This window comes from Streptomonospora nanhaiensis, assembly GCF_026642255.1.
Taxonomy (GTDB): Bacteria; Actinomycetota; Actinomycetes; order Streptosporangiales; family Streptosporangiaceae; genus Nocardiopsis; species Nocardiopsis tropica.
This window is the reverse complement of record NZ_CP113264.1, coordinates 4,973,540-4,984,790: the sequence shown is the minus strand read 5'-3', so window position 1 is coordinate 4,984,790 and position 11,251 is coordinate 4,973,540. Positions and strand designations below refer to the sequence as shown.

Annotated in this window: 10 protein-coding genes; 7 read left to right on the top strand and 3 right to left on the bottom strand. The window is 74.7% G+C overall.

Annotation, left to right across the window (positions count from 1 at the left end; genetic code table 11):
• Positions 1-91 precede the first annotated feature (91 nt).
• From OUQ99_RS21555 to OUQ99_RS21545, 3 genes are all read left to right on the top strand, one after another.
• On the top strand, positions 92-823 hold the full coding sequence (locus tag OUQ99_RS21555; protein WP_267945609.1) for a GntR family transcriptional regulator: 732 nt from the start codon (positions 92-94) through the stop codon (positions 821-823).
• Positions 824-1,094: 271 nt separating this feature from the next.
• Positions 1,095-2,024: an alpha/beta hydrolase gene (locus tag OUQ99_RS21550; RefSeq protein ID WP_267945608.1), complete on the top strand. Its 930-nt coding sequence runs from the start codon at positions 1,095-1,097 to the stop codon at positions 2,022-2,024.
• A gap of 237 nt (positions 2,025-2,261) precedes the next feature.
• Positions 2,262-3,131, top strand: a complete 870-nt coding sequence (locus OUQ99_RS21545) for an NAD(P)H-binding protein (protein WP_267945607.1) — start codon at positions 2,262-2,264, stop codon at positions 3,129-3,131.
• A gap of 170 nt (positions 3,132-3,301) precedes the next feature.
• Here OUQ99_RS21545 and OUQ99_RS21540 read toward each other — a convergent pair whose 3' ends face one another.
• Together OUQ99_RS21540 and OUQ99_RS21535 are read right to left on the bottom strand one after the other, a co-directional pair.
• Positions 3,302-4,576, bottom strand: a complete 1,275-nt coding sequence (locus tag OUQ99_RS21540) for an ArgE/DapE family deacylase (protein WP_267945606.1) — start codon at positions 4,574-4,576, stop codon at positions 3,302-3,304.
• Between the two features lie 32 nt (positions 4,577-4,608).
• Positions 4,609-5,925, bottom strand: coding sequence for an MFS transporter (locus OUQ99_RS21535; protein WP_267945605.1), 1,317 nt, complete (start codon positions 5,923-5,925; stop codon positions 4,609-4,611).
• A 215-nt stretch (positions 5,926-6,140) separates the two neighbouring features.
• Here OUQ99_RS21535 and OUQ99_RS21530 point away from each other — a divergent pair, with 215 nt between their 5' ends.
• On the top strand, positions 6,141-7,307 hold the full coding sequence (locus OUQ99_RS21530) for a helix-turn-helix domain-containing protein (protein ID WP_267945604.1): 1,167 nt from the start codon (positions 6,141-6,143) through the stop codon (positions 7,305-7,307).
• Positions 7,308-7,340: 33 nt separating this feature from the next.
• Here OUQ99_RS21530 and OUQ99_RS21525 read toward each other — a convergent pair whose 3' ends face one another.
• Positions 7,341-8,516, bottom strand: coding sequence for a helix-turn-helix domain-containing protein (locus OUQ99_RS21525; RefSeq protein ID WP_267945603.1), 1,176 nt, complete (start codon positions 8,514-8,516; stop codon positions 7,341-7,343).
• 273 nt (positions 8,517-8,789) lie between these two features.
• On the opposite strand from OUQ99_RS21525, the gene OUQ99_RS21520 reads away from it, so the two are divergent.
• From OUQ99_RS21520 to OUQ99_RS21510, 3 genes are read left to right on the top strand one after another with little or no spacing between them, the layout of a single operon-like run.
• Positions 8,790-10,172, top strand: a complete 1,383-nt coding sequence (locus tag OUQ99_RS21520; RefSeq protein WP_267945602.1) for an MFS transporter — start codon at positions 8,790-8,792, stop codon at positions 10,170-10,172.
• Positions 10,169-10,579, top strand: coding sequence for a RidA family protein (locus OUQ99_RS21515; protein ID WP_267945601.1), 411 nt, complete (start codon positions 10,169-10,171; stop codon positions 10,577-10,579). The genes OUQ99_RS21520 and OUQ99_RS21515 overlap by 4 nt, the downstream gene beginning before the upstream one ends.
• Entirely contained in the window at positions 10,572-11,201 is a 630-nt protein-coding gene (locus OUQ99_RS21510) for an RraA family protein (protein ID WP_267945600.1), read from the top strand. Before OUQ99_RS21515 ends, OUQ99_RS21510 begins: the two co-directional genes overlap by 8 nt.
• The last annotated feature ends 50 nt before the right edge of the window (positions 11,202-11,251 follow it).

Genomic DNA, 11,251 nt, shown 5'->3' with positions numbered 1-11,251 from the left:
GACATCGCCGGGAAACCGGATGTGAACGTCGTCGCAACTGGCATACAAGCACTGGTATACCAGTGGAGTCAATGGCGGTAGACTTCCGGACATGGCTGACGACACCCGATCCGGGGGACCACTGCTGTCCGCGCGGGACCGCACCTTGGACACCCTCCGTCGCGCGGTCATCACCCTGGAGCTCAAGCCCGGGGCGCCGCTTTCCGAGAACGAGCTCGCCGCCGAGCTCGCGGTGAGCCGCACGCCTGTGCGCGAGAGCCTCATCCTCCTGCGGGAGGAGGGCCTGGTGGAGGTGTACCCGCAGGTCGGGAGCTTCGTCTCGCTCGTGGACCCCGAACGCGTCGCCCAGGCGCAGTTCATCCGGGAGGCGGTCGAGTGCACCTCCCTCGCCCAGGCGCGGCCCCCCTTCTCGCCCGAGCACATCGCCGACCTGCGGTCCAACCTCCAAACGCAGCTCGACGCCGAGGCCGCGGGGGACCACGACCGGTTCTTCGAGCTGGACGAGGAGTTCCACCGGGCCCTCCTGGCCCTGGCCGGGCACGAGAGCGCCTGGGGGACGGTGAACGCGGCCAAGGCCCACCTGGACCGCGCGCGCAGGCTGAGCCTGATCGACACCCGGCCGATGGGGGTGCTCGCCGAGCAGCACACGCAGGTGGTGGACGCGATCGAGGCGGGCGACCTCGACGACGCGGTCCGGGCGCTCCGCTCGCACCTGCGCGCCGTCTTCGAGGACGTCGAGCGCATCCGGGCGGTCTCGCCCGAGTACTTCTCGGACGGGCGCCCCCGGCGCCCGGTCCGGCGGAGCGTGTCCTCGCTGAGGTAGGGGCGCTCCCGCGCCGAACGGGGGACGCGAGGTTCCCGCCCCGGCGCCGCACCCCCGGCACCCCGGTCCGCGCGACCGCACGGCATCCCCGTCCGGAGCGGACCGCGCCCGCCGTACCCCGGCCCGCGGGGGTCCCGCGCCCCGGGAGCGGGTACGCGGAAGGGGACGGATCCCTGAGCCGGTGACCGGTCGCGGGCCCGGCGGACGCGGGCAGTAGGTTGGCGGTGACGAGGCGGGGCCGCGTGGGAGCGGCGGTCGACGGGAGCGGTCCATGGAACTGGCGAAGGTGCACCCCGAACTGCGGCAGGCGGTGAAGCGGGTGCCCGCCCTGCCCCTGCACCGGCCCCGGCTGCGCAACCTGCTCAGGGCGGCCCAGCGCGGCCTCGGCCGCGACGCGGTCGTCGACGGCGTGCGGTTCCGGGACCTGTCCGAGGAAGGCGTCGACGTGCGCGTCTACGAGCCGGAGGCCGGCGCGTCCGGCGCCGGGCTGCTGTGGATCCACGGCGGGGGGCTGGTCATCGGCCAGCCCTCGCAGGACGACCGGTTCTGCTCCACCGCCGCGCGCGACACGGGCCTGGTCGTGGTCTCGGTCGACTACCGGCTCGCGCCGGAGCACCCCTTCCCGGCCGCGTCCGACGACTGCGTCGCCGCCTGGGACTGGTTCCAGCGCTCGTGCGAGCGGTTCGGGGTGGACGCGGACCGGATCGTCGTCGGCGGGCAGAGCGCGGGCGGCGGACTCGCCGCGTGCCTGGTGCAGAGGCTCCACGACCGCGGCGGGGTGCAGCCCCGCGCGCAGCTGCTCGGCTGCCCGATGCTCGACGACCGGACCGCGGCCCGGAGCGAGCTGGACGGCGAGCGGCACTGGGTCTGGAACAACCGCCTGAACCGGTTCGGCTGGCGCGCCTACCTGGGCCGGGAGCCGGGAGGAGAGGCCGAGCCCTACGCGGCGGCCGCCCGGCGCGACGACCTCCGGGGCCTGCCCCCGGCGTGGATCGGCGTGGGCGACATCGACCTGTTCTTCGAGGAGGCCACCGGCTACGCGCGCCGGCTGCGCGAGGCGGGGGTGGACTGCGAGCTGGAGGTCGCCCCCGGCGCGCCCCACGGCTTCGAGGCCTGGGCGCCCGATGCCCCCGTGTCCGAGGACTTCTCCCGCCGGAGCAGGGGATGGCTCGCCCGGGTGGTCTCGGCCGGGAACGCGTAGCGCGCTTCGGCCCCGGAGCGCGAAGGCCCGCGGCCCCGGAACCGCCGCCGGAGTCCGCCCACGGGCGGTCCGGGGCCGCCCGCCGGCCTCCGCCCGGCCTCCGTCACGGCCGGGAGCCCCGGGGCCGCCGGACCGATCCGCCGGCCTCCCGTGTTGTGGCCGGATTCCGGCCGCAACCCCTCGTACCGTGCGAGGCGAACCGCGACCCCGCGGAACACGAGCACGAGGAGACACCTGATGCGCATCGCCGTGACCACCCCCACCGGCACCGTGGGCCGCCACGTCGTCAACGGCCTCGTCCGGGCCGGAGCGCGGCCGCTGCTGCTCATGCGCGACCCCGCCCGCCTTGCCCCGGCCCTCGCCGGCCTGGTGGAACCGGTCGCCGTGGACCAGGGCGACGAGGCCGCGGTCGTGGCCGCGACCGCGGGCGTCGACACCCTGTTCTGGGTCGATCCGCCCACCCGCACGGACGACCCGGTCGCCGCGTACGCCCGCTTCGGTGCGCACGCCGCGCGCGCCGTCACCGCCAACGGGATCCGCCGCGTCGTCTTCCTGAGCAGCGTGGGCGCGGAGCGCCGCTCGGGCGCGGGGGAGATCGACGGGCTGGCCCGCACCGAGCAGCTGCTGGACGACACCGGCGCGGACGTGGTGCACCTCAGGTGCGGCTTCTTCTTCAGCAACCTGCTGATGGAGCTGGACTCCATCCGGTCCGGCGCCATCCGGGTCGTGCTGCCGGTGGACCACCCGATGCCGTGGGTCGCGCCGCGCGACATCGCCGAGGTGGCCGTGGGCCGACTCCTCAACCCCGGGTGGGCCGGCCGGGTCGTCCAGGCCGTGCACGGCCCCGCCGACCTGTCCTGGGAGCAGGCCGCGGCGGTCGTCGCCGACGTCACCGGCCGTCCCGTGCGGGCGGAGCGCATCGCCGACGAGCGGATGCGCGACACCCTCGCGGGGGCGGGCCTGGGCCCCGGCCTGGTCGAGGCGGTGATGGGCATGTCCACCGGGCTGCGCGACGGCTTCAGGCCGGAGCAGTCGCGCACCGCGGCGACCACGACGCCGACCACCCTGGCCGCGTGGTGCCAGGACGAGCTGCGCCCCCTCCTCTGAGGGGCCGTCCCGGGCGCGCCCCCGAAGGACGGCGGAGGTGCGCCCGGAGGCCGTTCCCACCCACGGCGGAACGGCCTCCGCAAGGGCGGCCGTCCCGGGCGTGCCCGGAGGCCGCGCGTGTCCGCCCGCCCGGGCCGCCCGCCGACGCGGGCGGCCCGGGCGGGCGGGTGCTACGCCTGCGCGGTGCCGCACCAGTCGGCGATGAACAGGGCGATGCTCTTGGTGATCCGCCGGACGGACTCCACCTCCACGCGCTCGTCGAACCCGTGGATGGCCTCGGAGACGGGACCGTAGACGAGGGTGGGGATGTCGCCGTAGAGCGTGAAGACGCGGCCGTCCAGGTAGCCGGGGGTCGTGAAGCTCCGGAGCTCGGACCCGAACACCCGCTCGTGGGACCGGGCGAGCACGGCCTCGGCCTCACTGCCCTCCTCCAGGACGTAGCCCTCGGCGTAGAACCCGGTCCGGGTGGCCACGGCGGAGATCGGGTGGCCCTGGGCGTCGGACGTGACGGACTCCAGCGCGCCGGTCAGCTCCTCCCACGCCTGGTCGGCGGTGACGCCCGGGTAGAGGGCGGCCCGCACCTCGATCTCGCACCAGGCGGGCACGCTGGACGGCCAGTCGCCGCCCCTGATCGTGCCCAGGTTGAAGTTGATCGGGTGGTCGAGGTCCTCGAAGTGGCGGTGGGAGCCCCGTTCGGCGTTCCACCGCTCCTCCACGCGGCGCAGCTCGCCCATCACGTGGTGGGCGGCGTCGATGGCGTTGAAACCGGAGCTCATCTCGCGCGGGTGCGTGGGGACGCCCGCCACGCGGACCGTGAACCAGATGACCCCCGTGTTCGCGCGGACGAGCATGTCCTCCTCGGGCTCGGGGATGACGACGGCGTCCGCCGTGTACCCGCGCATGAGCGCGGACAGCGACCCGTTGCCCGTGCACTCCTCCTCGACCACCGACTGGAAGTGGATGGGCGCGGCGGGGGAGAGGCCCGCGGCGCGGACCGCGTCGAACGCGAACAGGTTGGCGACCAGGCCCGCCTTCATGTCCCCGCTGCCCCGGCCGTGGAGCCAGCCGTCGATGACGGGGGCGTCCCACGGGGAGCGCGACCACGCCTCCTCCGGGCCCTCGGGGACGACGTCCACGTGCCCGTTGAGGATGAGGGACCGCCCCGTGTGCTCGGTCGGCCGGTAGGTGCCGACCACGTTCGTCACGCCCTCGTAGGAGACCGTGCTCGGCCCGTAGCCCACGTGCTCGGAGAGCTGTGCGGCGTCCAGCTCCCACCGGTCCATCGCGAAGCCGCGCCGCTCCATCTCGGCGTACAGCAGGTCCTGGGCGGAGCCCTCGCGGGTGCGCAGGGACGGGTGGCGGACCAGTTCGGCCGTCAGCTCCAGCTGGGCGTCGAAGGCCGCGTCGACCGCGTCGCAGATCCTGCGGGCATCGTCGGCGTGCATGGGGTGGTTCCTCTCGTTCGGGGCGGTGCGGTTCAGGAGACGATGGACTTGTCGGTGATGCGCAGGCGCTCCCCGTAGGCGCCGCCGACCGCCGAGAGGAGCGCGATCACGACGAGGATGAGCGCGGCGGACCAGGAGGCGTTGCCGGAGGCTGCGAGGAAGGCGGTGGCGATCAGGGGCAGGAACCCGGTCAGCGCCCCCGCGAGGTTGTAGCCCAGGGAGACCCCGCTGTAGCGCAGGTGCGGCGGGAACAGGTCGGTGAGCAGGGCGCCGGTGACGGCGTAGGCGATGGTGACCAGGGCGATGCCGGCCGTGACCGCGAGGACGATGGCCAGGGGGTCCCGCGTGTCGATGAGCCAGAACAGCGGGAAGGCCGCGGCGGCGGTCGCCAGCGAGCCCGCCACGGTCATGCGGCCCGGTCCGAAGCGCTCGGCCAGGCGCCCGGCGAACACGGTGACGACGATCTGGAGGGCGGCGGCGACCAGGGTGGCGTTGACCATGACGCTCCGGTCGACGCCCAGGGTGTTGGTGCCGTAGCTGACCACGAACGTGGTGATCATGTAGAACCCGCCGACGCCCAGCATGGCCGCGGCGACGGCGACCAGCAGACGGCCGCCCGCCTGGCGGAAGACGTCCAGGGCGGGGATCCTGGAGCGCTCCTCCTGCTCGACGAGGTCCTGGAAGATGGGCGACTCCTCGACCTTGAGGCGGATGTACAGGGCGATGCCCAGGAGCGGGAACGCGGCGAGGAACGGCAGGCGCCACCCCCAGGCGTCGAAGGCCTCGCCGGGCAGCATCAGGACGAGGGCGAACGCGCCGGAGGACACGAGCGTGCCCACGGGGGAGCCGACCTGCACCAGGGCGGCGAACCGGCCCCGGGTCTCGATCGGGGCGTGCTCGACGGCGATGGTCACGGCGCCGCCCCACTCCCCGCCCACGGCCAGGCCCTGGAGGAGCCGCAGCACGGTGAGCATGACGGGCGCCGCCAGGCCGATGGAGCCGAAGTCGGGCAGCAGGCCGATCAGGCCGGTGGCGCAGCCGATCATGACGATCGTCGTGAGCAGGGCCGGCCGCCTGCCGAAGCGGTCGCCCATGTACCCGAAGAGCAGGGCGCCCAGGGGGCGCGCGGCGAACCCGACCCCGAAGGTGGCGAACGCGGCGAGCGTGGCCGCGGTGCTGTCCAGCTCCGTGAAGAACAGCCGGTTGAACACCAGGGCGGCGGCGGTGCCGAAGAGGAAGTAGTCGTACCACTCCAGCGCGGTGCCGACGAACGCCGCCCAGGCGATGCGGGAGGCGTCCGCTCCGGAGACGGTCTTCGTTCCGCCGGGGGGTTGTGCTGGGGAGTCCATTGGGGGCCTTTCGTTCGGCGGTGCTCTGCTCGGCACCCCTCGTCGGTTCACCGGATGTGCCGTCCCCCAACGGGAGGGGCGCACGGGGAGCGGGGGCGGCGTCGCGCCGCCCCCGCTGGTAGTCCATGATCAGGGGGATCGGGTGACCTGGACAATGGTCATCCCCAACCGCCTCGCGCGTTCGACTGTGCGAACACACAACGAGGAGAGTCCCCGTGTCCTGGTCCGAAGAAGGCTCCCCCGGGGCCGTGGCCCTGCGCGCGTGCCTGCGCGAGGTCGACGCCCTCGCCCGCGCCTACCTCCTGGAGGTGCGCGGGGTGACCGGGTACCCGGAGGCGGCGATCGCCGACGAGGAGCTGCTGGCCACCGCGCGCGAGTCCCTGGAGTACCTCCTCCGGCTGGTGGCCGGACTGCCCGTGACCTCGGACCGGCGCTCCCTGTCCCGGGAGGTGGGCCGGCGCCGCGCCCGCCAGGGCATCCCGCTGGAGTCCCTGCTGCGCGCGGTGCGGATGGACTTCCGGTTCATCTGGAACGCGTTGCGCGAGCACGTGTCCGACGAGGACCTGGTGGCGTTCAGCGACGGGGTGCTCCCGATCTGGGACGCGGTGGAGCTCCACCTCACCGACGTCCACTCCGGGTACCTCGCGGAGCTGACCGCGATGCGCAGGCAGGCCGAGCACGAGAGGGTCTTCCTGCTGCGCAGCCTGTTCGAGGCGGAGCGGCAGGACCCCCACCTGGTCCGGCAGGTCGCACGGGCCCTGGACGCGGACGCCCGGGACCTGTTCGCCGTCGCGGTCGCGGCGCCCGGCCGCGAGGCCGAGCTGCGGGCGGCGGCCGCCGGCGCGGGGGCGGACGACATGCTCGTGGACCTGGACAGCGAGGTCCTGGCCCTCCTGAGGTGCGCCGACCCGGGCGGCGCGCCCCCCGAGTGGCTGCTCGGCCTGCCCGTGGGGCTCGCGCCCACCGCCCGCGGCGTCGCCGAGATCCCCCGCATGCGCCGTGTCGCCGCCAGGCTCGCGAGGGCGGTGCGACCGGGGGACGGGCGCGCCCTGCGGGTGCGCTCGGACTGGCCCGCCGTCGTCGTCCGCGAGCTCGGCGACGTGGCGGAGGTCCTGGCGGAGGAGGTCCTCGCCCCGCTCGACGGGCTTCCGGAGAGGGAGCGGTCGGCCCTGGTCGAGACGGCCCTGGCGGTGCTGGAGCGGGGGTCGGTCAGCGAGGCGGCGCACGTGCTGTACTGCCACCGCAACACGGTCCTGAACCGCCTGCGCCGGTTCGAGGAGCTGACCGGCAGGAACCCCGCGCGTCCGGGCGACGGCGCGCTCGTCCTGCTGTCCCTGGAGGCGGCGCGCGGACGCGGGGCCGAGGCGGACCCGCCCTCCTGATGCCCGGCCGGGGACCCGGTCGGGCCGGCGCCGTCAGGGCCGGCCGGGCGGGTGCTCCGGTGCGAACAGGACCAGGGCGCGCGCCGCCTCACGGGGGACCGTGAGGTCCAGCCCCGTCACCTCGCGGAAGGCCTGGAGCCTGTTCACCACCGTGTTGCGGTGGCAGTACAGCGACGCCGCGGTGTCCTTGACCGAGCCCGTGGCCGTGTAGTGGGAGAGCGTCTCCATGAGCCTCGCCCTGGGCCCGGGCGGCAGCCGGGCCAGGCGCGCCGCGGCGCCGCCCCCGAACCCCGGCAGCACGCGGCGCACCTGGTCGCCCGCCACCGCGAACCACACGTCGTCCTCCCGGACCAGGCCGCCGCGCTCCCCGGCGTAGCGGGACAGGACCCTGGCCGCCCCGACGGCGGCGGGGACCGCGGCCAGCCCGGCCGCGTCGGCCACCAGGCCGCCCGCCACCCCCTCCAGGGAGGCCGCCCACCCGGGCCCGCCGACCTCCCTCACCAGTGCGATCCCGTCGTCGAACTCCCAGCTCAGGTGGCGTCCCCGCTCGCGCTCCCGGGTGATGCGGCCCTGCGCCCCGCCCCGGGCCGCGGAGGGCGCGGCCACGAAGGCGACCTCGAACCGGCCGTGCTCGGGCAGGCCGAGCACGGCCGCCACCTCCGAGGCGACCTCCGCCGACCGCTCCCCGGAGTTGAGCAGGCGGGAGAAGGCCTGCGCCGTCACGGCGCGCGAGTCCCGGGCCAGGACGGCCCGCTCCTCCAGGAAGGCGGCCTGCACGTCGCTGATGTACTCCTCCACCGTCGTCAGGATCTCCTCGGCGTGCAGCACCAGGACCTCCGACGACCCGGGGCCGCCCGCCCGCACCAGCCCCGCCCAGATCACGCGGAAGTCGAGCCGGACCGCCTCCAGCAGCTTCTCCCTGGGGACCCCCTGGCGCGCCCGGCGCACGCCGAGCCGCTCCGGCAGGCCGCGCAGGCGGGCGGGCAGCGGGGCGCCCGCGATCCGGCGGATCAGCATGTCGAGGGTGTCGGAGGCGGTCCTGCGCAGGTCGTCCTCGGGGACCGCGCCGCCGGTGTAGCCGCCGAGGTCCCCCAGCCGCCGCAGGAAGTCGTCCACGAGGTTCTCGCGGTCCTCGGCGAGGAGTTCGAGCATCCGCGCCCACGTCGGGGGGCCGGGCGCGGTGTGCGCGGGGCCGGGTTCGGCGGTCATCGGGCCCTCCGAAAACGTCATCTGGGCGATACATGGGAGAAATGCCAGGGGTCGGCGCCGGTGGGGGCGTGCCGGGAGTTCGCAAACCCCCCTCCACCTGGGCCTCTTCTGCTCGGTCGGCGGTTTCCCCCGCAAAAGGACCGTGGGCCCGTGTGCATTTACACAGTCTGGCGGGGAAATCGTGTGTGAATGCCGATTGAGCTCCGACCTGCGGCGCACCGAGTATGAGCCGAGACACACCGCGCTGTTTCCACAGCTCAACCGGAGACCTCCATGACCGCAAGCCCCACACCCCCCGTCGGCGCCGACCCCGCGGCAGCGGGCCGGGACCGCCTCGCGCCCGCGAAGATGAAGAGGATCGCGACCGCCAGCGTCATCGGCACCACCGTCGAGTGGTACGACCTCTTCCTGTTCGGCACCGCCTCCGCCCTCGTCTTCAACCAGGTCTTCTTCCCCGACCTCGACGGCGCGGTCGGCACCATCCTCGCCTTCCTGACCTTCGCGTCCGCCTACGTGGCGCGCACGGTCGGCGCGGTCCTCTTCGGCCACTTCGGCGACCGCCTCGGCCGCAAGTCGATGCTGCTCGTCTCCCTCATCACGATGGGCGCCGCGACCGTCGCCATCGGCCTGGTCCCCGACTACCGGGCCATCGGCGTCGCCGCCCCGCTGCTCCTGCTCACCCTCCGCCTCGTCCAGGGCCTGGCCCTGGGCGGCGAGTGGGGCGGCGCGGTCCTGATGACGGTGGAGCACGCGCCCCCGCACAAGCGGGGCTGGTTCGGCTCGCTCGTCCAGGTCGGCGTCCCGGCGGGAACCCTCATCGCCAACCTCGCCTTCCTCGGCGTCCTGGCCGCCGTCGACCACGACGCCCTGCTGACGTGGGGCTGGCGCGTGCCGTTCCTGCTGTCCGCCCTCCTCGTCGGCGTCGGCATCTACATCCGGCTCAACATCGAGGAGACCCCCAGCTTCCAGCAGGTCAAGGACCAGGGCGCCAAGGCGAAGCTCCCGTTCGCCCACCTGATGCGTCACTACTGGAAGCAGGTCCTCCTTGGCGGCGTGGCCACCCTGTCCACCGGTTCCACCTTCACGCTCCTGGTCACCTCCGGCGTCAACTACGGCACCGCCGAACTGGGGCACTCCGAGGACCTCATGCTGTGGGCGGTCCTGGTGGCCTGCACCCTGGCCTTCGTGGCCATCCCCGCCTTCGGGCGCCTCTCCGACCGCGTGGGGCGCAAGCCCGTGATCCTGGCCGGTGTGGCGGCCGAGGCCCTGCTGGCGTTCCCGTTCTTCTGGATGCTCGACACCGGCTCGGCCGCGCTCGTCTTCGCCGCCTACGCCCTGATGATGGTCGCCTTCTCCGCCAACTACGGCCCGATCGCCACCTTCCTCGCGGAGCAGTTCGGCTCCCGGATCCGCTACTCCGGCCTGTCCGTGGCGTACATGCTGTCCGGCCTCCTCGGCTCCGCGATCACGCCCGCCGTCACCGTCGGGCTGCTCTCGCTCACCGGGCAGAGCTCGTCGATCGCCTGGTACATCCTCGGCGCCTCCCTGCTGTCCCTCGTGGCGCTCCTGCTCCTGAAGTCCGTCGCAGGCGAGGACTTCGACGCCGCCGACGCCACCGGGGCGGACGGGACCGCGGGGACGGAGGTGCGGGCGTGACCCCCCGCAGACTCGGCGCGGTCGACGGACTCGCCGCACCCGTGGGCGCGTTCTCCCACGCGGTCGTCGCCAACGGCTTCGTGTACACCTCCGGGCAGCTGCCCTCCGACGAGCACGGCGCGACCCCCGCCACGTTCGAGGAGCAGCTCACGCGCACCCTCGACAACCTCCGCACCGTCCTGGAGGCGGCCGGGAGCTCCCTCGCCCACGTCGTCAAGGTCAACGGCTACCTCACCGACCCCGGCCACCTGGAGACCTACAACCGGGTCTACCGGGCGGCGTTCGGCGACGCGCTTCCCGCGCGCACGACCGTCTGCGTGTCCCTGTGGGGAGTCGCGCTGGAGATCGACTGCGTCGCGGTCCTCGCCGACCGCCCCGGCGGGGGGACCGGTGCCGCCGATGCCTGACACCGGACCCGACACCGCCGCGCTCCTGCGGGCGCTGGCCGGGGTGGAGCTGCCCACCCTCGGCCACGTCCTGGAGGAGGGGTTCTGCGACCCCGCCGTGCGCACCGTCACCCCGGGCGCCCCGCGCATGGGCGGTGAGGCGCTCACCGTCCACCTCGCCGAACCCGACGCCCTCGCGGTCAACCGCGCCCTCGTCCGGCTGCCCCGGGGCGGCGTCCTCGTCGTCGGGGTCGACGGCGGGGCGCACGCGCCCATCGGCGCCGTCACCGCCGCCGCGGTCGCCGCCCGCGGCGGCGCGGGGATCGTCGTGGACGGCCCCGTCACCGACCTCGCGGCGCTCAGGGACAGCGGTCTCCCCGTCTACGCGCGGGGCTCCACCTGCCGCACCACCAAGCGCCTGGGCACCGCCACCGGGGCGGTGGGCGCCCCCGTGACCGTCGGCGGGGTGCGCGTGCGGACCGGCGACCTCGTCCTGGGAGACGAGAACGGGCTCCTCGTGGTCGACCCGCGCACCTTCGACCGGTCCCTGGTCGAGGGCGCCCTGCGCTCCGACCGGGACGAGCCCGGCCTCGTGGCCCGCATCCGCGCGGGGGAACCCCTCACCGGCCTCCTCGCGCTCTGACCCGCCCCACCGGGGAGTCCGACGGCCTCCCCGCGCCCCGAACCGCCCCA

What these genes read in the sequence shown, in the direction of transcription:
- OUQ99_RS21555 (WP_267945609.1), top strand. Translation starts at nt 92, where the DNA reads ATGGCTGACGACACCCGATCCGGGGGACCACTGCTGTCCGCGCGGGAC.
- OUQ99_RS21545 (WP_267945607.1), top strand. Translation starts at nt 2,262, where the DNA reads ATGCGCATCGCCGTGACCACCCCCACCGGCACCGTGGGCCGCCACGTC.
- OUQ99_RS21520 (WP_267945602.1), top strand. Translation starts at nt 8,790, where the DNA reads ATGACCGCAAGCCCCACACCCCCCGTCGGCGCCGACCCCGCGGCAGCG.
- OUQ99_RS21535 (WP_267945605.1), bottom strand. Translation starts at nt 5,925, where the DNA reads ATGGACTCCCCAGCACAACCCCCCGGCGGAACGAAGACCGTCTCCGGA.
- OUQ99_RS21540 (WP_267945606.1), bottom strand. Translation starts at nt 4,576, where the DNA reads ATGCACGCCGACGATGCCCGCAGGATCTGCGACGCGGTCGACGCGGCC.
- OUQ99_RS21510 (WP_267945600.1), top strand. Translation starts at nt 10,572, where the DNA reads ATGCCTGACACCGGACCCGACACCGCCGCGCTCCTGCGGGCGCTGGCC.
- OUQ99_RS21550 (WP_267945608.1), top strand. Translation starts at nt 1,095, where the DNA reads ATGGAACTGGCGAAGGTGCACCCCGAACTGCGGCAGGCGGTGAAGCGG.
- OUQ99_RS21525 (WP_267945603.1), bottom strand. Translation starts at nt 8,516, where the DNA reads ATGACCGCCGAACCCGGCCCCGCGCACACCGCGCCCGGCCCCCCGACG.